The 20,340-nt window shown below is 70.1% G+C and carries 22 protein-coding genes and 2 pseudogenes; 5 read left to right on the top strand and 19 right to left on the bottom strand.

What is annotated here, in order from left to right:
* The first annotated feature begins 60 nt into the window (after positions 1–60).
* On the top strand, positions 61–381 hold the full coding sequence (locus AC07D6_RS31075) for a hypothetical protein (RefSeq protein ID WP_479049957.1): 321 nt from the start codon (positions 61–63) through the stop codon (positions 379–381).
* 661 nt (positions 382–1,042) lie between these two features.
* Here the strand turns inward: AC07D6_RS31075 and AC07D6_RS31070 are convergent.
* Entirely contained in the window at positions 1,043–1,687 is a 645-nt protein-coding gene (locus AC07D6_RS31070) for a hypothetical protein (protein WP_479049955.1), read from the bottom strand.
* Positions 1,688–1,940: 253 nt separating this feature from the next.
* A complete protein-coding gene (locus AC07D6_RS31065; protein ID WP_479049953.1) occupies positions 1,941–2,360 on the bottom strand; it encodes a hypothetical protein in 420 nt (139 codons plus the stop codon).
* Between the two features lie 386 nt (positions 2,361–2,746).
* On the opposite strand from AC07D6_RS31065, the gene AC07D6_RS31060 reads away from it, so the two are divergent.
* Positions 2,747–3,187 (top strand): DUF6086 family protein, encoded by a 441-nt coding sequence (locus AC07D6_RS31060; RefSeq protein WP_479049951.1) that lies wholly within the window; start codon positions 2,747–2,749, stop codon positions 3,185–3,187.
* Positions 3,188–3,259: 72 nt separating this feature from the next.
* On the opposite strand, the gene AC07D6_RS31055 is transcribed toward AC07D6_RS31060, so the two are convergent.
* Genes AC07D6_RS31055 through AC07D6_RS31045 form a run of 3 tightly spaced genes read right to left on the bottom strand, consistent with a single transcriptional unit; the run spans position 3,260 to position 5,219 of the window.
* Positions 3,260–4,105, bottom strand: a complete 846-nt coding sequence (locus AC07D6_RS31055; protein WP_479049949.1) for a hypothetical protein — start codon at positions 4,103–4,105, stop codon at positions 3,260–3,262.
* Complete coding sequence (locus AC07D6_RS31050) at positions 4,102–5,004, bottom strand: sigma-70 family RNA polymerase sigma factor (protein WP_479049947.1); 903 nt, start codon at positions 5,002–5,004, stop codon at positions 4,102–4,104. The genes AC07D6_RS31055 and AC07D6_RS31050 overlap by 4 nt, the downstream gene beginning before the upstream one ends.
* Positions 5,001–5,219 carry a hypothetical protein gene (locus AC07D6_RS31045; protein WP_479049945.1) on the bottom strand — a complete coding sequence of 73 codons (219 nt, stop codon included), beginning with the start codon at positions 5,217–5,219 and terminating at the stop codon, positions 5,001–5,003. Before AC07D6_RS31045 ends, AC07D6_RS31050 begins: the two co-directional genes overlap by 4 nt.
* A gap of 546 nt (positions 5,220–5,765) precedes the next feature.
* Between AC07D6_RS31045 and AC07D6_RS31040 the strand changes: the two genes are divergently transcribed.
* Entirely contained in the window at positions 5,766–6,488 is a 723-nt protein-coding gene (locus tag AC07D6_RS31040) for a hypothetical protein (protein ID WP_479049943.1), read from the top strand.
* A gap of 358 nt (positions 6,489–6,846) precedes the next feature.
* The gene (locus AC07D6_RS31035) at positions 6,847–7,080 is read left to right on the top strand and encodes a hypothetical protein (RefSeq protein WP_479049941.1); all 234 of its coding nucleotides are present in this window, start codon (positions 6,847–6,849) and stop codon (positions 7,078–7,080) included.
* Positions 7,081–7,206: 126 nt separating this feature from the next.
* Here AC07D6_RS31035 and AC07D6_RS31030 read toward each other — a convergent pair whose 3' ends face one another.
* On the bottom strand, positions 7,207–7,971 hold the full coding sequence (locus AC07D6_RS31030) for a transposase family protein (RefSeq protein WP_479049939.1): 765 nt from the start codon (positions 7,969–7,971) through the stop codon (positions 7,207–7,209).
* A 129-nt stretch (positions 7,972–8,100) separates the two neighbouring features.
* Between AC07D6_RS31030 and AC07D6_RS31025 the strand changes: the two genes are divergently transcribed.
* Positions 8,101–8,274: a hypothetical protein gene (locus AC07D6_RS31025; RefSeq protein WP_479049937.1), complete on the top strand. Its 174-nt coding sequence runs from the start codon at positions 8,101–8,103 to the stop codon at positions 8,272–8,274.
* A gap of 255 nt (positions 8,275–8,529) precedes the next feature.
* On the opposite strand, the gene AC07D6_RS31020 is transcribed toward AC07D6_RS31025, so the two are convergent.
* The 13 genes and pseudogenes from AC07D6_RS31020 to AC07D6_RS30960 all read right to left on the bottom strand — a co-directional run bounded on the left by AC07D6_RS31020 (position 8,530) and on the right by AC07D6_RS30960 (position 20,249).
* Positions 8,530–9,363, bottom strand: a complete 834-nt coding sequence (locus AC07D6_RS31020) for a transposase family protein (protein ID WP_479049935.1) — start codon at positions 9,361–9,363, stop codon at positions 8,530–8,532.
* A gap of 72 nt (positions 9,364–9,435) precedes the next feature.
* Positions 9,436–9,891, bottom strand: a complete 456-nt coding sequence (locus AC07D6_RS31015; protein WP_479049933.1) for a hypothetical protein — start codon at positions 9,889–9,891, stop codon at positions 9,436–9,438.
* 75 nt (positions 9,892–9,966) lie between these two features.
* A complete protein-coding gene (locus AC07D6_RS31010; RefSeq protein ID WP_479049931.1) occupies positions 9,967–10,263 on the bottom strand; it encodes a barstar family protein in 297 nt (98 codons plus the stop codon).
* A 153-nt stretch (positions 10,264–10,416) separates the two neighbouring features.
* Positions 10,417–10,770 (bottom strand): class I SAM-dependent methyltransferase, encoded by a 354-nt coding sequence (locus AC07D6_RS31005; protein ID WP_479049929.1) that lies wholly within the window; start codon positions 10,768–10,770, stop codon positions 10,417–10,419.
* Entirely contained in the window at positions 10,767–12,017 is a 1,251-nt protein-coding gene (locus AC07D6_RS31000) for a protein-L-isoaspartate O-methyltransferase family protein (RefSeq protein ID WP_479049927.1), read from the bottom strand. The genes AC07D6_RS31005 and AC07D6_RS31000 overlap by 4 nt, the downstream gene beginning before the upstream one ends.
* A complete protein-coding gene (locus tag AC07D6_RS30995; RefSeq protein ID WP_479049925.1) occupies positions 12,007–12,492 on the bottom strand; it encodes an MFS transporter in 486 nt (161 codons plus the stop codon). Before AC07D6_RS30995 ends, AC07D6_RS31000 begins: the two co-directional genes overlap by 11 nt.
* Before the next feature lie 127 nt (positions 12,493–12,619).
* Positions 12,620–13,216 (bottom strand): annotated as a pseudogene (locus tag AC07D6_RS30990) (MFS transporter); the annotation flags it as partial.
* Between the two features lie 98 nt (positions 13,217–13,314).
* A complete protein-coding gene (locus AC07D6_RS30985) occupies positions 13,315–14,094 on the bottom strand; it encodes a class I SAM-dependent methyltransferase (protein WP_479049923.1) in 780 nt (259 codons plus the stop codon).
* Positions 14,091–15,566 (bottom strand): NUDIX domain-containing protein, encoded by a 1,476-nt coding sequence (locus AC07D6_RS30980; protein ID WP_479049921.1) that lies wholly within the window; start codon positions 15,564–15,566, stop codon positions 14,091–14,093. Before AC07D6_RS30980 ends, AC07D6_RS30985 begins: the two co-directional genes overlap by 4 nt.
* A gap of 86 nt (positions 15,567–15,652) precedes the next feature.
* Entirely contained in the window at positions 15,653–16,018 is a 366-nt protein-coding gene (locus tag AC07D6_RS30975; RefSeq protein ID WP_479049995.1) for a hypothetical protein, read from the bottom strand.
* Positions 16,019–16,055: 37 nt separating this feature from the next.
* Positions 16,056–16,655, bottom strand: a pseudogene (locus AC07D6_RS30970) (phosphotransferase); the annotation flags it as partial.
* Between the two features lie 41 nt (positions 16,656–16,696).
* Complete coding sequence (locus tag AC07D6_RS30965) at positions 16,697–18,715, bottom strand: ABC transporter ATP-binding protein (protein ID WP_479049919.1); 2,019 nt, start codon at positions 18,713–18,715, stop codon at positions 16,697–16,699.
* Between the two features lie 517 nt (positions 18,716–19,232).
* Complete coding sequence (locus AC07D6_RS30960) at positions 19,233–20,249, bottom strand: phosphotransferase enzyme family protein (protein ID WP_479049917.1); 1,017 nt, start codon at positions 20,247–20,249, stop codon at positions 19,233–19,235.
* Positions 20,250–20,340: the final 91 nt, after the last annotated feature.

The following is a 20,340-nucleotide window of genomic DNA, read 5'->3' as shown; positions in this document are numbered from 1 at the left end:
ACGAAAATATCAGTAGGGCCGACCTTGCTCGTCTCGTTCGTGGCAGCGGATCATTCACAGATGAGACCCGAAGTCCAAGCCTTCGTCGCTGATGGCCCGCTACCCAGCTGGGACGCTGATGAGGACGAGATCGACCGGCGCGTCGAGCAGCTCGGAGCCATCTCCCAACCCGTCACGGCCGATGAAGCGCAGTCCCTGGCCAGCTGCTTCGGCCCGGATGATTGCTATGGCGTCGCCTGGACGCTGCTACACCTCATCGAGACCAGCCCCGGCCCGGTTCCTGTAGTGCAGCTGCCTGGTCCGGACGCCGACGCATGGCATCACACACTCTGGAATCGGTGGGGAGGCCCGAAGATCCGGGACGACGGTTCGACGGGGTAAGGCCTTGGCCTGCACGTGCGGCGGGTGCGATGAGGTGCTGTCCGTTCTCAGGTTCTGTGGATCGTGAACTGTGCGTTACGGCTGGCTGTGGTTCTAGCCTTGTCGATCAGGACGTGAAATGCTCGCTCCGTCGCTTCAACAGGTGTCGCCGGGGCACCCGAGGTCCTAGGATCGAACCAGTGGGAGTAAGAGGCGGTCAGGCGGCAGCCGCATGCGTGACTCGCGATCGGAGTCCTGAGTAGACCCCGCTGGAACCCGGCCCTTCCAGGCGAGCAGAACGCATTCACGGAGGAATCCGAGGCCTGCGCAGCCGAGCGTCTGGCGTTTGAGCATCTTGACCCGGTTGACATGTCCTTCGACGACGCCCGAGTTCCAGGGCAAGGGCAGGCCGATGGGGATGGCGGGCTGTCGCTCGGGCGGGTCCGTGGCGCTCGTGGCCCCGAGCCGCCCGCCTGGTCATGCCCGAAGTCTAGAGCCCGCAGCGGGTGCTCTCTGCCCTGTATGAGGGGAGTCGTGGCAACCACGGGCAGAGGGGGGTCAGGCGGTGGGTAGGCCCCTTCGAGAGAGCTGCGGTAGGCCGCCAGCCTGGCCGCGTCCTGCTCGGATGTCATCCGCCTGATGGGGTCGACGAGCGGGTTTCGGCGGCGCCGCAGGGCCTGGCTCAGCAGGCCGGCCGCGCGGTCGGCGGCCGCGCGGCCAGGAGCTGGTGGGCGGGATCGCTGGATTCAAGCAGAGGCCTGGCCGACTGGGTCGGTGGTGCGGGCAGGGGCGGCAGGGCACGGGCAGCGCGGCGCAGGGCGAGCAGGGATTCCATCTGCCGGGTGACATCCGGTGTCCCGGGCGAGGGCACGGCACGCCACAGGGACTCGGCGTCCGCGACCCGGTGCTCGCCGGCCGTATCGTGGACCTGGACGACCGCGCGGACCCCGGTCGCGGTGGTGTCGGCATCCAGCTCCAGGCGTAGCGACAGCCGCACGCCGAGCGCGGGCTGGCCGGCCATGCGGGGGCTGGCCAAGCGCAGGTGTGGCACGTGCTGGGGAGCGCGGCCGGCGAACGCCGCCCGACCGCCGGGGGAGCGGAACAGGAAGTCGGCTATCGCATCGCAGAACTCGGACAGCAGATGACCGGGGCTGCTCATGGACGGCCCGCAACCCGCGGAGGAGGGCGAGACCGCGTGGACGTGCGCTTCTGGCGGCATGGCCGCGAGCAGCGCGTCGAGCTGCTCCTGCCAGGGTCCGGAGTCGGTGGTCTTCCACGCGTCGTAGCCGCGCGCGGTGAGTATCGGCTCCAACCAACCGTCGGCCACCAACCGCAGTGCAAGCAGGGCCGCGGCTCCCCAGAACCGGCAGGCCTCGTGCCCGCGGTCATGGGTGCAACAGTGCACCAGCAGCGGCCATGCCTCCTCCAGCCCGAGGGTGTAGTACGGGACGCTGTCGGTCTTGGCCTTGCCGCTGGATCAGCGCACGATTGGAGGCGGTGTCGGCGTACCTGTGAAAGTACTCAATCGCGTACACCTGAAAGGGGCCTGTCGCTGATCATGTGATGCGGTGCTACTGGCTCTACTGCGGCTCGCGGGCCGGGCGAAGAAGCTCCTTGGCAGAGCATGCCGAGTCGGGGTCCTCGACGAGGCACAGGTTGAACCCCTGCTCGTCCCATCGGACCTGCGCCGACAGCAGGCAACTGTCTTCTACGTTGGTGATGCGGATAGAGATGGTGTCACCGCTTGCCAGCGCAGGATCGACAGCGCTGAAACCCGTGTCCGTGGGGGCGCTGAAAAAGTTCCATTCCCCACCCACCGAGTCGGGGCAGGAGGTCCCTCCCAGCAGGGCGCTGTGCAGCTTGGTACCGGTCGCACGCCGGTCGGCTTCGAGGCTGAGCTGTGCGCCGGCTTCGTTCGTCCAGCGGCCCGCCACCGTCGCTTGGTCGATCGGCGTCGCGTCCCCTCCCGCGGTGCAGCCGACACACACCCACGCCAGCACGGCCCCCAGACCTAGAAGACGGTGTGCTTTCGACCCCATGCCACCCCCAGGTGAATTGAACATGTTCAGCCTAACGGCCGGCGGGTGCGCGGGAGCAGGCGGGCGTGGTTGCCGGGCAGGCTGCCAGCGCAGGGGGATTTCTCCTGTGCCCGCAAACGGCCTGGAGCCGGGGCTGCGCCGGAAGTCTTTGAACTCCCCCGATAGGCAGCGCTGTTCCGCTACCTGGGTGCCGCGAGTGCCGTCGGGGGACTCGGGGGTGGGCACGGGTTGGCAAGGCCGTAGGTGTCGGTGAAGATGGCGGCCACCGCCAGTTGGTCAGGGCGTATTCCGAAGACGGGGAGGAACCGCCTGGGTACGCTGGCCTGCCGTGATCAAGGAGGCGTCGGGTGAGTCAGTACTTCGACATGGGCGAGGAGACCCTGTGGAACCCGTCCAACGGGGCTTCTCGGATCTTCCGGCGCCAAGTGGCGCTCTTCGAGGCGGAGCTGGGGCTGCCCTCGGGTATCGGGCCGGTGGAGAACGACGAATGCCAGATCGACCCCGTCGCCTTCGAGTCCTTCGTCAACGCGCTGCTGGAGCGGCACCGAAGAACGAGTCACGCCGTTGTGCTGGCCCTTTGCGAGGGCTTCACCGCCACAGTCCTCGTCCTTGCGAAGCGTGCCGGGATCGAGGTGGACTGGGAACGGCTCGGCACTGTCCCAGAGGGTCCGCTCGAAGATGTGCAGGTCCTAGCCCTCCCCCGGGTGCTCCTGCCGGTGGAAGGCGGGACTTGGGCGTGGGGGCTGCGGGAGAAGGCCCGTGAGCTGGAGCACCACATGCCCCGCTGAACCCGGCAGCAGGCGGCGTCCGTGCGGGTTCGATCATGTGCCTGAGTTCCGCGGGCGGTGTGGTGTTGGTGGTCATCGTTTCGCGGTCTCTTCGACGGATGGCCGGGCTGTTTCGGTGGAGGGACGGGAGGGGGCTGGGGCGGCGTTGTGCTGGGTGCGTTCACGGGTGTGGTGGCGTGCGGGTAGCCGGCGAGGGACGGCTGGCCGGGAGGCGGCCGCGGTCAGCAGGCTCTGGATTCGGTTGGCGAAGTCGGGGCCGGGCAGGGGGATCTCCAGGTCGGGTTCGCGGAAGTAACCGGTGGCGACGGCGGTGGGCATGTAGGCCATGAGCTCGTCGACCACGGCCGAACGGGGCCGGGTGGACGTCTTCGCGAGGTGGCGCAGGACACGCAGGACGGTAGAGGTGGGACTGTCGGTGATCCTGCGGCCGGCCGGATGCCATGCGGTGGTGGCGGGCCGTGGGGGCTGTTGTTCTGCGGGGTCTCCTTCTGGTGAGGGCTGGACGTTGTCGGTCTGGCGATGCCACCAGTCCGCCACGGTGTCCTCGCCCAGGGCGAGGTGGTGGAGGTAGAGGCAGTAGGCGGCGGCGGGCTGGCCGGCACCGGCGGCGTACTGCCACCAAAACCGGGCGCCGTCGTCGGTGTCGGTCAGCTGCAGGACGCAGGCCAAGATCAGCGCGCTGCGGGGTTCGGGTAGCTGGTCGGTGACGAAGTCGGCGACGACGGTGGCGGGGGTGTGGGTGACCAGGGTCTCGCACAGGGCGCGCAGGTCTTCGGCCGCGGCGTTGGGTGGTGCGTCCGTCGCGTCGGCGGCTGTTCGCATGGCCGGTGTGGGGGTGGTGGGCGGGACGATGTCGTGGGGGACGGTGCGGTCGCGGACCAGCAGGGCTCGGGCGAGGATGTCGTGGATGGATGTCATTGGGTGGGTCCTTCGGTCTCGGGCGGCGGGCAAAAGACGCTCTCCAAAACGCGGATGGCATGACGCTCGGCGGACCGCACGGTGGCCAATGGGACGCCCAGGAGGGCGGAGGCCGCCTCGGCGGTGTGTCCGCACAGGTAGCGCAGCACCATGACGTCGAGTTGGTGGTCGGGCAGCCGGCTGATCGCCTTGAACAGTTGCAGGCTCTCGGCCACCTGGTCCATCCGGTCGGTGGGGTCGGTCAGGGACTGCAGGACGACGGTGTCGAACGCCGCGATTCCGAGCTCGGGCCGGCCATCCACGTGCGGGGTGCGTGACATGACGGTGGCACGCAGCGTCTTCCAGGCGAAGCTGCGGATGTCGGGGCTGGCGAGCGCGTCGTTCCAGGACAGCCACAGGATGTCGAAGGTGTCGGCCACCGCCGCATCGCGCTGCTCGTCGGGCAGGAACGCCTGTGCGTAGAGCAGGTAGTCGCCGCGGACCGTCTCGCGGAACGCGCGGTGCTCAAGCGGCGGGGAGGGGTCCGCGGTCACGGCGGCCTTCTCACCGGACCGTTCGATCCATTCGCGGGTCTTGTGCGCCTCGAGCGCGGCCTGCCGCCACAACCGGTACAGCGGCCACTGCGCCATCCCCAGCGCAGCAGACAGGCTGGAGACGATCTCCCACCGCGGGTACAGGCCCGTGCCGCGCAGCAGCTCCGAGAGCTTCGACTTGGCCAGGCACACCATGGTACCGAGCTCGTTCAGGGTCAGACCGCTCTTGAGGTACGCCTCGCGTGTCGGTTCCAGCCAGGCGCGGTGGGTGCTGCGCACGTGGTCGGCGATGGGTCCGAGCTTGCGCCCGGGCCGTGCCGGCCCCGGCCTGCCGGCCGGGTCCGGCGGTTCGAAGGGCGTGGTCACCGGACGTTGTCCTCCTCGTCGGGCACCGGCGCCACGCCATTTCCCGACACGGGCGGGGTGTGCGAGCGAGCGGTGCTGAGGATCTGCTGCACGGTGATGCCCAGTACGGGGGCGAGACCGGCGATCGCGGCCGCTTGACCGATCGCCGCCATCCACACACTCCAGGCAAAGACCACCGCCATCACGGCGATGAGCACTATCTGCATCGGCTTCATAAACCCTCCGAGATGTCAGCCCGATTCGATGCCCGACGACCCCATCCGGGAGGACAGCCGGGAGCACTCCGCAACAGGCGGGTGCCGCACCGCCGTTGGGGAGGACCCTCAGCATGGACCGAACCATAGACATCACGCCACGTGATCAAGGAATCACGGAACAATGCGCTCCGTGGGCTGCCAGACGGGACACAAACAGGTGTTCGCGCAAGTAGGCGCGCCGTGGGGCCCTTCGAGCGGAAGTTCCTCGTTTTCCTTGCAATCGCAGTGACAACCCCCGTCAATGGATGGGACACCTCCGGTGTCGGCCTTCCATCCGGGAAGGCGCGTGGCCCCCTGTGCCGATCATGGGGACATGCGTCATCGCTCTCGCCTGGCCTAGCTACGGCCAGGCGAGAGCCGAAGAACCCGTAGGACAGCTCAGAGCACGGTCCGGGGCACGGACGTTGTGACGTAAGAGGGCTTATGCTGCGCTGCAACCACACGGCTACCACCGCAACACATAGCATGGAAATGGAAGGCGACATTGTGAGCTCTACGAACGGCATGCCGGGCAGTATCGAGGCGACCATCGCCCTTCTCCAGGCCGAACTTCCCCGCTTGGAAGAGCGCCAGCAGGACCTTGAGAAGGAACTCGTCGCCGTCACCGACCGGTTGGAGTCCGTCCGCGGCGCGCTCACCGCCTTGCAGACGCTGTCCGCCACCGGTCCGGTGCGGCAGCCGGCCTCCGCCCTCAGCGAGTCCGACACCAAGCCCGCCCCCTCGGCGAGCACGGAAGCGGAACTCGCCACCGGTCCCAAGGCCACCACGTACGAGGAAAAGCACCCCGCGGACGAGGCGGACACCCCTCCCGCGCCGCAGACCGACACCCCCGCCGCACCGCAGACCGACACCCCCGCCCGGCCCACCCCGCGCAAGGCCACCACGCGCACGGAGGGAAAGCCGCCCGCGAAGAAGACCTCCGAGCAGAAGCAGACGCGCCGTTCCGCCAAGACCGCTCCCGCCAAGCGCGCGAAGACCCCACCGGCGAAGAAGACCACCGCCGCCGCATCCGGTGAGGCGGGCGGAGGACTCACCGAGCAGGTGTTGAGCGCGCTGAAGGACTCGGGCAGCACCCCTGTCCGCGCCCGCGACGTCAACCAGGCGCTGAAGCGCGACGACACACCCGGCAGCATCAACGCCGTGCGCAGCACGCTCGACCGCCTCGTCGCCACCTCCCGGGCCCACCGCGCCGGCCGCGGCCTCTACCAGGCCAGTCCACAAGGCTGAGATCACGCCGCCATCGAGCGGGGGGCTGAGGAAGCAGTCAGCGGCCGCTCAAGAGTCGGCAGGGGCAGGAGCGCCTGCTCCACCAGTCGGGCAGGGCCGCGTGCGGCAGTGGACATGGCGGCCCTGCCGAGAGTGGGAACTGGAGGCCGTGGAGCTGCCGGGAGCGGGGCCGTGCGGGATCTGGGCGGGCCTTGGCCGTACGGCGGGCGCGGTGGACCGCCCCTTGGGCCGGCCGTCTTCGGACGAGTACCCATCCACCCTTCCATGGTTCCAGCGAAATGGTTCTGACCTGGTGTTTTCCGAAGATCGGCCTAGGCTGGGGACCTTCACCGGGTACCCTCAGAAAGGGGGGCACTTCGTGCGTGAGGAAGCCACCGGGTACGACTCCGCCCACATCCCGGTACTGGAGGGGCTGGAAGCCATGCAGAAGCGACCGGGGGTGTACGTCGGCTCGACCGGCGAACGCGGCCTACACCAGATGGTGTTCGAGGCCGCCGATCGGGCGGTGGAGGAGGTCCTGGCCGGCCGCGCCGGCTTTGTCGATGTCGTCCTCACCCTCGACGACGGCGAGCACGGCCCCGTTGCCGACTGATCCGCCCACTACCACCTGCACCGGCTCACCCCCGACTGCGACGGCGCGCCCTGGTGCCCGCTCTTCGTTCCGGACCGATCCGCCTTCGATGCCGAACGCGCCCTACACACTGAGCCTTTTCCATCCTCATCCTGAGCTGGCCAGATGCAGGGCGAGGACGGCCTGGACGAGACCGGTGATCCGGGTGGTCGAGCAGCGGAGCTTGCGAAGGAGTCGCCAGGATTTGAGGGTGGCGACGGCCTTCTCGACGAGGGCCCGGATCTTCGCGTGGGACCGGTTCATTGCCTGCTGGTTTGTGGAGAGGGTCTTCCACCGTCCCCAGCACGGGATGGGGACGGTGTCGCCGGCGCCTCGGTATCCCTTGTCGGCCCAGCACGGGATTCCGGTCTTGGCCAGGGCGTCGACGATGCCGTGTTCACGGGCCGCGCGGACGTCGTGGATGGCGCCGGGCAGCGCCGGTGAGGCCCATAGCAGCCGACCGAAGGGGCCGGCGAGGACCTGCACGTTCATACCGTGCTTCTTGTGCTTGCCGGAGTAGTACGGCCGGTCCGCGGCGATGCGGTCGATGGGCAGGAGCGTGCCGTCCAGGAGGAGGTGTGCCTTCACCGACGCGGCCCGCGCCGCGTCGGCCAGGCTCGGGGCGAGAATGGCCAGGAGCTCGACGGCCTCGGTGACGTAGCGGTAGGCCGTCGTGGTGCCGATGCCGAATCCGGCCGCGAGCTGGGCATAGGTATGTCCCACCCGCAGATGGGCGAGGGTGAGCAGAGCCTGGCGGCCCGCGGTCAGGCGCCGCCATCGGGAGCCGATCGCGCGGCGGTGGCGGCGCAGCTGCTGCGTGAGGAAGCGGAGGGCGGAGCTGGACACGTCGACGCCCGACGGGTAGACAAGCATGTGAAGCCTCTGGTGGAGACGGTTCTCTTGGTCGAAAACCCATCTATCAGGGGCTTCACCACGTTGTCAGCCCAGCCCCCGAGCTTGCAATCGAGTCGGGGGCTCGATGAGCAAGAAGAAGGAGCCAGCATGTCCCCGTCCCGCGCCGGCGTTGTGGTGACGCTGATCGGCGTCGCCCTCAGCTTGGTCGGAGCAGCGATGTACGTTCTCCCCGGCCCCGGCCTCCCCTTCCTGCTTCTGGGCCTCGCCGTTGCCATAGCGGGAGCAGCCCTCTGGTTCACGGACCGCAAGTCCTCAAGCTGAACCTCTAGCGACCATTGAACCTCATACAACCTGACTGCAGAGCTTGGTGGCTGGGCTGATACATGGGCGGCTGGGCGGACAAGGGTTGCCGGAGTGCTGGTGGCGCGGTCTGCCCCCCCGTACCGAGGGCGACAGGAGATCCCTTCCATCAATGAGCCTCTGCCAACCTGAAACCACAGGTCAAGGGGCTGGTGTGACCGGTCCCTGGGGTACTCGTGCTGGTCGTAAGCGGGAGTCTGTGGAGAAGATCATCTGTCAGCGGTTGATTTCGAGGTTCGTCAGGACGAGCAGGGCGCGCAGGAGACGGGTGGCGCGGGCGGGGTCGGTGCGGAGCTTGGTGAGGATTCGCCAGTTCTTGAGGTGGGCGAAGCCGTGCTCGACCGGTGCACGTCCGACGGCGAGGACGCGGTTGGCCTCCTTCTCGCCTCGAGTGAGCTTGTGGGTACGAGTGGCGATGTAGCCGGTGACGATCACGGGGTCGAGGATGTCGTTGTCCAGGCCGTGGAAGCCGAGGTCGGCCAGCGCTCCGAGGCCGACGGCGCGCAGGTGGTGCAGGATGTGGTCGTGGCGGGCGGCGGTGTTGTCGTGGGTGCGGCCGGGTCTGGCGGCGGATATCCAGATCAGGCGCCCGTTCTCGTCGGTCAGGGCGAGGAAGTGCAGGCCGTGACTGCGGTGCTTGCCGGAGTAGTTCCGCCGGTCGGCCTTGCCGGTGCGACGCTGGGTGCGGATGAGGGTGCCATCAATCAAAACCACCTCCGCGCCCTGCTTGGTGACCTTCTTCAGGGCGCGGTCCAGGCGCGGGGCCTGGGCGGCGAGCAGTCCGATCAGCTCGTCGCGCCAGCGGCGGACGGTGGACTCGGACACGTCGTTTCCGCCGGCCATGTCGGCCAGACGCTGGTCATGACGCAGCACGGCCAGGACGATCACCGCGATCTTCCCCGGCGGCAGGATCCGCCACCTTGACCGAATCGCCTTCAGACGGCGCCGCAGTAGATCGGCGAGGTGGTTGACAGTGCGCGTGGACAGCGACAGACGGCACAGGTAGACAAGCGAGCAGGTGTCCTCGGCGCGCTCTTTGATATTCGTCACACAATTCCAACGGCCGCCGGGGGCAACCCGGTTACGCCCGTACCGAGCCGCTCCGAGTGCCGGTGCTCCTGGTCACAGGCGGGTGGTGAATCGGCCGTCAGGCAGTTTCCGCAGCCAGCCGCGATCGACGAGTCTGACCAGCTTGCTGCGCAACGGTTCCAGCCTGGCCTTCACGCTGACGTCCACCCCCACCACCTCGCCGACCTCACGGGCCATGACCGGTCCGGCAGCCTGCCGCACGGCGGCGATGATGCGCCGGTAGTCCGGCGGGAGCATGCTTTCGTCCGAGCCCGGCTCGCGGTGCGGGATCAGCATCACCGCCCGGCCGCCCACCTGCCCGGGCACCGGCCTGAGTGAGAGACCTTCCTCGGCGAGCTGACCGGTCATCCGTTCAAGGACACGTTCGGCGACGGCGAGTTCGTCCCGCTCGGCCCGCACCTCCGCAAGCTGTTTGGCCAGCTGCTCTTCGAGTTCATCCAGTTCCGCACGACGCGCGGTGGTCCGTTCCAGCAGCTCGGGATCCAGCATGGATCGGATCGTAGAGGGCTGCCGGACCACAGCGCGCAAGAACGGGACGATTCAGCTCCCTGTGTGCCGCCCCCGTCAGGCCAGCCCGTGGACGACAAGCCGGTTCTGCTCCCCGTCGAAGGTGCTGGCCAAGATGTTGGCCGCGTGCCGGCGCCCGTCGAAGAGACCCTGCTTGTCGACGTGCACGATCAGGATGTCGTGGCTGTCGATCACCTCCGAGATGCCCCGGGTCTCTATCGTGTCCGACCATGCGTCCAGGTTCCGGCCGAACCACGCTGGCAGACCGCAGGGCTCGCTCACCGCGTCCCAGAAGTCGTTGAGTGTCACGATTGCCTGACCACGGAGGTCAACGATCAGCTCGCTCTTTGTCATCGCAGCAGGCTAACCAGAAGTCGAAGGGCCAGGCTCAGCATCAGCCGTGCTGACGGATGATCTGCTCCGTGGACTCCCGCTCACGACCAGCACGAGCACCCCACGGACCGGTCACACCAGCCCCTTGACCTGCGGTTTCAGGTTGGCGGAGGCTCAGTGGAAGGCACGCGCGCAGGTGACCAGATCAGCCCGGTACCCCTCCTCGGGCGCGGTGAACTCCTCGGCCCGGACGGGATGGAAGGCGGCGACCCGGCCCGCGAGAAGAGGGCGGAGGGCGAGATCGGCCTGGTGGAGCATGTCCCGGTCGGCATCGACCAGGTCCAGGCGGGCGAGCTGCGGCAAGACCGGTAGCAGGGCGGCTGGCACCTGGCCGGTCCCGGTGCCCAGATCGAGCAGAGCCGGGCGACGGACGCCGCGCAGGGTGCCGGCGAGCAGGTGGACGACTTTGTCGGGGAGGCCGGGGCGGTGCCGGCCGTAGGCGTCCGCCGTGGCGTGGAAGAGGCTCACAGGGCTTTCTCCGTGTGGTGCTCGGTCGGGCAGGGGGCGGCGGGTTGGTGGGGCACCGGCGCGAGCGGAGGAAGCGCCCACGTCAGGGCGCGCAGCCCGGTGCCGGAGGTGACGTGCTGTGGCCCGCCGTCTTCCGGAACGGTCACCCGGTATCTGTCGGGCCGTCCGGCCAGGACCCAGCGGGCGTGCACGTCCTCCAGCTCGGCCCACACGTCCCGGGGCCCGTGGACGCGGACGGTCGCCTCGCCGGGACCGGCGACCGCCCAGGAGTCCTCGTCGGGGGCGGTGATTGTCATCGTCTCGGCCTGGAAGTCGCGGACGAGCCCAGGCGCCAGGTACGCGGCCGCGAGCCAGAAGCCGTACGCGTCGTCCGGCGGCGGCGCAAGCCGGGACGGCCGCGGTACGCCAGGGTCGGCCTTGATCCGGGGCCGCATCGGCACCGCGTTGAGCCACCGGTAGCCGAGCATGGGCCGGTATCCGCGCGGCCGCCCTCGCAGAACTGCCTCGATCTCACCGGCCTGGGTACGGGTGGCCAGGAGCTGTCCGGGCCAGCTCGGGGTGCGGGTGGTGAGCGTCGTCAGCAGCCGCCCGCCGGGCGCGAGTTGCTCCACCCACGCCGACGGGACGCAGGGCACGCCGATGCCGGAGTGGATCCGGTCGAACGCTTTTTCTGCCCGGTGCCCGTCGAGAGCATCGCCCTCCACGACCGTCGCGCCCAGACCGAGCCGGTCGAGATTGTGCTGGGCGAAGGCGGCCACGTGGCTGTCCCGTTCGACGCCGACGGCGAGGCCGGGGCCGGTGACGGCGGCGGCGAGCGCGAGAGAGACCCCGGGGCCCGGCCCGAGCTCCAGATACCGCAGTCCGGGGCTGAGTTCCAGGGCTTGGAGGGCTTCGACGGTGGTGGGGGTGTAGGTGGACATGGACGTCATGTGGCCGCCGGTCACCGGGCCGCGGGGGAGTGCGTCGAGGGGCTCGCCGTCGCGCTGGAGCAGGATCGACTCGTCGCTGTGGATCAGGTCGAGCCACTCCTCCTGGTCGTCGGGGTGGGAGCCGTCGAGGAGGCGCCAGTCGATCGGGTCCGCGCCCGGGCCGCTGACCCGGACGTACGCGTGCGGGAGCAGGACCTCGCGCGGCAGGCGAAGCAGCGCGTCACGCAGCAGCGGGTCGGTCAGGACACCGCCGGCTGTGAGCCGGTCGACCATGCTGGCGCGCCGACGGCTCGTCGCTTCGCGGAGGTCAAGAGGCATGAGCGGAGTCCTTTACGGGAGTGGGCGCGGCAGTGGGCATGGTGGTCAGGCGGCGGACAGGCGAGGCCCACAGGAGTGCTGCCGGCGCGAGGTAGAGCAAGGTTCCGGCGATCAGCGCGGCGTGCACGGAGGAGGCGGCGGCGATGGCGCCGGCCGTGAGGGCGGCGGCCGGACGCAGTCCGGTGACCAGCCAGACGGAGGTCTGCTGCGCGCGGGAGTGCAGCTCGGGAGGGCATAGCTGCTGGCGCAGGGACCGTTGGGTCGTGCCCGCCGTGACCGCGGCCGCCGTCCTCAGCGCGCCGGCGGTCGCGATCACGCCCAGCCACACCGGTTCCGGCTGGGCGAGGAGAAGGGGCGCGCCGCACACGGCGTAGGCGAGGAACCCGCTCAGCATCACGCGCGCCGGCCCGAACCGGTCCACGAGACGGGTGGCGACCATTGCTCCCGCGAGGCCACCGGCGGCGGTGACGCCCATGACCAGGCCGAGACCGGTGCTGCCGGAGTCGAGCCGGGTCAGCAGCGTGTACGCGAAGTAGGTTCGTCACGATCCCGTCGGCGAACGCGAGTCCGGCGAGCGAGAGCACCAGGGGACGCTGTATCGGATCGCGCATCACGTAGCGGACCCCCTCGCGGATCGCGGCGCCCATCCGCGCGGGCCGGTCAACCACCCGTAGCGCCGCGCTGGGCCGGATCCGGGAGGCGCACCAGGCGCTGAACAGGTACGAGAGGGAGTCCAGCCACAGGGCGCGGACCGCACCGAGCAGGCCCACGACGAGGGTGCCGCCGTAGGTACCGGCCGTGTCCGCCAGGGAGAACGCGCCGGCGATCCGCGCGTTCGCCGGATGCATGTGGGCGCGGTCGACGATCTCGGGCACGATGGCGATCGACGCGGCCTGGTGCAGCACGGTCAGTACCCCCAGCAGCAGGGCGACCGCGTAGAGCACGGGCACGGACAGGACTCCCGCGGCCCAGCAGACCGGCACCACGGACACCACCGCGGCCGCGGCGAGATCCGTGCCGATCATGATCTTCTTCTTCGGGTACCGGTCGCCGGCCACCCCGGCGGGCAGCGCGAGAACGAACGCGGGCACCGTCGCCGCGGCGGCCAGCAGCGACACCTGGCCGGGGGAGGCCTCCAGCTCCAGCACCGCGATCACCGGCAGCGCCACGCCGTGGACCGATGACCCCGCAAGGGTCACCGCCTCGCCCACCCAGTACGCCCGAAAGGACCGGTTGGCGCGCAGAGGAAGGGCGGCCACACCTTCCGCAGCCGCGTCGCGGACTGTGCTGGTGGGCGTCACGATCGGCCCCGCTCCGGTCGGCGAGCCAGGGTGTGCACGAGGTGACCCATGTCCCGGTAGGGGCTGCGCGAGGACGCGGCCCACTCCAGCTCCAGTGCCGCCGCGTAGGCGGCCGGATCCGGAGCCCAGGCGTCGTCGAAGTGGTCGTGGAAGATCCGCACGCCCTGCCACGGCTGCGGAATCAGCCCGTGCTCGGCGGCGAGCCGGTCGAGGGCGTCGGGGTCGTCACCGCGGGTCTCCCGGCCGAGATTGCCGACGCTCCGGTCCGCTCCGGACACGATGAGCCGGCGCGCGGTCTCGTAGTCGCCGACCATGGCCTCGCGTACGCCGATGGCCCGGCGGTTCTTGGCGAGGATGCTCAGCAGGCCGCCCGGCGCGACGAGCCGTGCCAGACGGGCGAGAGCCTCACCGGGATCGTCCAGGTACATCAGCACGCCGTGGCAGCACACCGCGTCGAACGGCTCCCCGTCCAAGGAGGGGGACTCGAAGCCGGCGTCGACGAGCCGGACGCGGTCGGCGAGCTCGGGCCGGGCTGCGAGACGGTCGGCCGCGGCCGCCAGCATGGTGGCGGCCGGATCGGCACCGGTCACCTGGTGCCCGGCCGCGGCGAGGCGCAGCGTCATCTCGCCGTTCCCGCAGCCGACGTCCAGAATCCGGGCGGGCGTGGCCGGGAGCTCGGCGAGAAGCCGGCGTTCCACCAGGTCGTGACGCAGGCGGCCCCGCGCGCTGTCGGAGTGGGCGGCGTACGCGGCACCCACCGAGTCGAACGCGGTCACCGCCCCCACCCCAGTTCCGTGTAGATCCGGCCGGCCTGGACGCCCTCGATGGCCGCTCGGGTGTAGTCGACGATCGGCTCGGGCAGGTCCTTCACGTCCCACCACCGCCAGGACACGCACTTGTCCGGCTCCCGCAGCTTCGGCTCACCCTCCCAGAGGCGGGCACGGAAGAAGAGCTGGACGCGGGGCGGGTCCGTGGGCCGTTCCCGCATGTGCACGGTGTGGACGAGCTCGACATCGGCCGGTTCGATCACCAGTCCCGCCTCTTCGTCCGCCTCGCGCACGAGGCAGGCACTCGCGGCCTCCGCCTCGCAGTGGCCCGCGAGCACGTGCCAGGAACCGCCCGCGTACGCCGAGTCGGGATGCCGTAGGCCCAGCAGGACATGGCCGTCCCGCTCCAGGTAGAGGTGGACGCCGACCACGTTCAGCACGGTCCCGGACGGTGCCTTCACCTGCGCGGTCCCTGCGGGCGCCGTCGGACCGTCGGCGGGCAGGGGGTGTTCGGCGGCGTGCCGCTCCAGCAGTTCCCGGGTCGAGGGCAGCATCGTCATGTGCGGGAACTTCTCGGGCCGCACCCAGGCGAGCATCACGCCCTCGGTGAGTGGCAGACAGGCGGGGTCGCCGTTCCACAGGCCGGTGAACAGCTGGATCGGCACGCCTGTTCCGTTGGTGCCGGTGACGTGCTCGACCGCGTACGGCTCCAGGCCGGTGACCGTGAGGTCGGCCTCTTCTCGGAGCTCGCGGACGACCGTGTCGAGCAGGGTGTGGTCCTGCGGTTCCCGGCCGCCACCGAGCAGTGACCAGCACCCCGGTTCCCAGATGTCGGGCTTGTTGGCGTCCCGCAGATGCAGCAGGTACCGGCCGGCTCCGTCATGGATGATCGCGGAGGCGTTCACCGGCACGATGACGCCGTCCAGAGCGGAGAGGGTGAGCTTGTCGCGCAGCGTGGGAGAGGGGATCTCGTCGAACGGAAGCCAGGCCGCGTCCGTGACCTCCTCGGTCTGCAGTGCGAGCTCGGGTGCGTTGTCGGCGAGGTGGAAGACGAAGCGGAAGTCGTAGTGCTGGTGCGCCGGTTCGCCCTTCGTGAGGTCGGGGGCGATGTCGTGGACGTTGATGTCGATGGGCTCGCCCCTGAACTCGGCGGTCAGGACGAGGGCGGAGGCGGGGATCCCGGTCTCCTCCTCGATCTCACGCAGGGCCGCGGCCAGCAGCGTGCTGTCGGCGGCTTCGACGTGTCCGCCGGGCGTCAGTAGCAGTCCTCCGGTTGCCTTGTGGCGGATGTGGAGGACACGCCGGTGCCGGTCGATCACCACCGCGCTGCACGTGACGTGGCCGGGCAGGGTGGAGCGGCTGGTCGGGTCGCGGTCGGTGTCCAGGGCGGTCAGCAGCTCGGTCAGGGCTTCGCGTTCACCGGGGTACCGGTTCAGGTAGGCCGTGAGCAGGGTGCGGATGTGGGGGAGGGCGGGCGGCATGTCAGGACCTCGCGGGCTGGTGAGGCGGACGGTTGAGAGCGCGGGCCCGGGCGGCGGCCGGCGTTGCATAGGGGGCGGGATGCGGCTCAGCGGAGGTGGTCACGCAAGGTCTCCTCGGCCTCTTCGAGCCGGGCGCGCAGTACGGCGGCGGCCTGGTGGCGGTCGCGGGCGTACTGCTCCAGTGAGGCGGTGACCGGACCCAGGTCGTCGTGGACCGCGTTGAGCGGATACAGCGACAGCGCCAGGGCGGCGGCGGTCACCCGCACCACGCTCACCAACTCCTCCACCGGTACGACGGGGTGAAGGCAGTGGTAGGCACAGGCCAGTCGGCCCAGCCCTTCGGGCCAGTCCGGCTGGGCCAGGACGGTGCGCGGGTCGAGTGCGAGGCGACCCAGCTCCCAGACGGCCCCCGCGGCGGACCGGCGGGTGGAAGTCGACGAGCGCCGCCACACCGTCCCCGCGCAAGAGGACGTTCAGGCCGGACAGGTCCCCGTGGACCAGTTGCGACACCATCGCGCGGGGGACTTGGCCCAGGAGTTGCTCGACCTCGGGAACCCGCGCCAGCTTCTCGCGGGCCGTGTCGCGCGCCCACCGCTCGAACGCGGTGTCTGGCGACTTGGCCTCGTATCGGGCGATGAGGTCCTCGAGTCTGGCGACGGTCCGGGTGAGGTCGATGGCCTTGTCTCTCGGGCCGGTGCGGGGCGGCCCGAGTTCGTGCCGGGCCAGACCCCGGTGCAGTCGCCCGACGGCCTGACCGGCCGATTCCCAGCGGCGTCCGGTCAGCCGCTCTGCCGCGGTCACCGTGTCCGGGACGTACTGGGTGACCGTCATGACCAGGCCCTGGTGCGCCGCGACAAGACGGTTCTGGTCCGTCGTGGGGCGGGCGGCGGCGACCGGCACCCGGCACAGGCGTGCGTACTCGCTGAGCCGGGCGGCGCCGTCAACCATTCCCAGCGGAGTGTCGGCCGGGTAGGTCTTGACGAACCACTTCGTTCTGTCGGCACCGGTGGCGATGTAGTTGTGCGTCGCGGTCCCCGGCGGGCCCTCTTCGAGCGAGGCGGGGATGATGCCGAAGTCGCAGGCGAGCATGAGCGTCGCCAGCGAGATCCGTGTCTCGGAGTCGGACGGTGTCATGACAGGGCCTGCTCCTCACCGATGGCGTTGGCCGGCTCGACGGGGAGCGTGTCCACGGGAGCGGGCTGCGTCGGCACCGGAGGGTTGAGGAACTGACGGGCCTGCAGTTCGTACATCTCCCGGAACGCACCAGCCCCGCCGGCTGGGTCCATGAGCTCGGTGAAGGTCCCGTGCTCGACGACCCGGCCCTCGTCCAGGACGTAGATGAGGTCGGCGTGCCGGACGCTGTGCAGGCGATGGGTGATCAGGATCGTGGTCTGGCCGGTGTCGGCCAGCTGGTGGATCTGGTCGAACACCCGCTGCTCGGCCGCCGGGTCGAGCGCGCTGGTCGGCTCGTCGACGATGAGGACGGCGCCGTTGCGGTGCCGGGCCCGGGCCAGGCCGATCTTCTGCCACTGTCCGCCGGAGATCTCCTGGCCGCCCTTGTAACCGCGGGCGAGCAGGCTGTCCAGCCCCCGAGGGAGACCCTTGATCACCTCGTCGGCCCCCGCGTACGCCGCCGCGGCGTGGATCGTCGCGTCGTCCATGACGGCGCTGCTGCGGCCGATGCCGATGTTCACCCGAGCGGTGAACGGCCAGCGGAAGAAGTCCTGGGCGACCATGGCGACGCGGTCGAAGACCTGCCCGCGATCGGCCTCAGCCGTACTCACCCCGCCCCACAGCACCCGGCCGGAGTCGGGAAGCCGGGCTCCGCTCAGCAGCCGGACCAGCGTCGACTTGCCCGAGCCGTTCCTGCCGACCAGGGCGACGGTCCGGCCCCGGGGGATGACCAGGTCCACCTCATGCAGGGACGGCCGGTCGGCACCCGGGTAGGTGAAGGTCACCTTCTCGAACCGGATCTGGTCGGGGTTCTCGGGTACGTCGAGCCCGCCGGCGGGGATGGCCCGTCGTACCGCTTCCGTGCACAGCGTCTCCAGGTCGGCGACGAACAGAGCCTCTTCCTGGACGTCGGTGACGCGCAGGACGAGGTCGGTGATGCTCGACGCTCCGGTCCGGATCGCGAGCACCGCCGTGCCGGCGACGGCCAGGCTCATCTGCCCGTGCCACAACAGCAGTCCGAGGACGCCGTAGGTGGTGATGGTCGCGATGCCGCGGGCGGAGTCCGCGAGCACACTGGTACGGGCGCCGGTCCACGCGAGCCGGGTCTGCTCCCGCTCGCTGGTCTCGGCCATCTGCCGGAAGTGCCTGAGCAGGAACGGCGCGGCATCGTGGACCCGGATCTCGGCCGCGGCCTGCTGGTTGACCAGCAGTTGGCCGATCAGCTTGGCGGCCCGGACATGCTGGACGAAGCGGTGCCAGCTGATGTACCGGTGGCGGGCCATGGTCAGCGAACCCCACGCGCTGGGCAGCGCCATGAAGGCCAGGAGCGGCAGAAGGACCGGGTGCAGGACGGTGAGCACGCCGGCGGCGGCGACCAGGGAGATGGCGGAGGTGACCACGGCGGTGCAGTAGCCGACCATCCGCCGCGCCGAGTCCGCGCCCCACTGGGCGGAGTCCATCAGCTTGTGGAAGGCGTCGTCCTCGATCGCCTCCAGCTCCACCCGCGCCACCAGAGCGAGATACCGCTCGGTCGCCACCCGCTGGGCCTTCGGCTCCAAGATCCCCGTGGCAGCGGACGAAGCCGACCGGCACGCCGAACCGACCGCCGCGAGCACCGCCACCAGCACCAGTGACGGCAGCGCCGCGCGAAGCCGGCCGGTGATGTCACCGCCGGCCAGCAGCTCAACGAGCAGGGCGCTGACCGCGATCAGGGAGACAGCCTGCGTGATCCCGCGGGCAATCTCGCTCACGGCGATCGTGGTGAACGCCCGCGGGTCGGCCTCGCGGGCCAGTCGGACGGCCACCGCCACCTGCTTCGGCAGCGAGGCCGCCATGGTGCGCAGTCCCAACTTCAGCCAGGCACCGTCGTGGGCGCCCCACCCGTAGTCGTAGGTGAGCTCCCCGCCGAACAGTAGTTTCTCGGATTCCGAGGTGTGCTCCGCGGAGGCCGCCAGCGGATCGTCGCTGTTCGTCATGCCCCCCACCTCGTATCCGGGTGTGCTGTGCGACGCGAGACGTGGGCCGGGAGCGGGACGGTGGCCCGGGCGCTTCCGGGCCGAACCTGAATGGCCTGGGCAGGAACAGGAGGAAGAGGAAGGGGGTGCATCACGGTCTCCGTGGGTCGGGTAGGGGGTGCGTCGGGTGGCTCAACGAGGCGGGGCGGCGGAGCGAGCACATGTGATTCGGACGGCGTTCGAACCCCGGAATCGGGCGAAAGTCCGTTCGTGTGGGGTGCATCGATCCGTGCGGGACAGGGGCCCGGGCGGATGGCGGGGGTGGCCGAAACGCCGAGGCTCGCACAATGCGGCGGCAGGAGATCTGCAGGCGCCCCGCCGTTGGTCGCCGCGCGATACCAGGTGGGTGGGCGCCCCGAGGGCGGCGTCGGTTTCGACGGCGGTGACGCGTCCGCTGCCGGCCTCCGCGGTGAAGGCGCGAGCAGGCGGATGACCCACGGGTCTTGCGTGAGTTGCGCCGGCCATGAGGGGCATGAACTCAGCGAAGAGCGTCACGCAGGGCCTCCTCCATGACAGGTAGCCGGTCCAGCAGCATCAGAGCTGCCTCGTGCCGCACCCGCCCGTAGGCCTCCATTGCGGCGTCGACGATGTGCGGTCGTTCCACTGGTACCGACAGCGGAAAGGCCGAGCAGAGCATGGCTGCACAGCCGACACGAAGCGAGGACACGAGGTCGTCCGCGGACGCCTTCGGGTTGGCGTCCCGGTAGGCCAGGGTGAGATCGGTGTATCCGGTGAGCCAGCTCTCCGCACTGTTGTCCAGCACGCTCTTGGGGTCGCAGCCCAGACGAGCGATCTCCCAGGCGAGGTACCCGGGTGCGGGCGGTCGGAAGTCCACGATCGCGGCGACCTCGTCGTTCTTGAACAGAACGTTGGGGCCGGCCGTGTCGCCGTGCAGGATCTGGACAGTCAGCTGGGGAAGCGAAGCGAGGGTGCGCTCGACGTCCCCCAGGATGGCTTGTCGCTCGCGCGCCGCCTGCAGCGCCCACGTCTCGAACTCCCCGAGCCTGGGCCTGTGCTCGTACGCATGGATCAGGCGCTCGAAGCGATCCCGTGAGGCGGCCACGTCGCACACCGCGGCACCAGGTTCCCGGGTGGGTGCGGCGGCGGGGTGAGCGGCGAGCCGGCTGTGGAGGCGGCCCATCGCTGTGCCGACCGCTGCCCACCGTGCACCCCTCAGGTCGCCTTCGGCCGTCGCGGTGTGCGGCACGTACGACCACAGGGACATTGGCAGGCGGCCGTGGGTCGCGATGAGTTCGTGCTCGCGCGTGCGGGTTGCCCGCGCGGTCGCGACACCTCCGTCGGCGCAGTACTCGGACAGTTCGACCGACGCCAGCTCCAGGTCCAAGTGCTCTCGCGTGCGGTAGACCTTGGCGAAGTGCCGCCGTCCCGTCTGGTCCACGACTGCGTAGTTGTCTGTCGCGGTGCCCTCCGGGATGCGCGTGATGTCTGCCGGGTGCAGCCCGTACGCGAGCACGAGCGTGTCGGCGACCGCCATGATCTGCTCCCCCTCCGCGGTACGGCCGGGTGTGGAAGGCGCGGCGACAGGCTGGGAGGCGGGCTGGTGAGATGGGGTGGACATGGTCTCC

The organism is Streptomyces sp. NPDC045287 (assembly GCF_056432325.1).
This window is presented reverse-complemented; position numbering and strand designations above follow the sequence as displayed.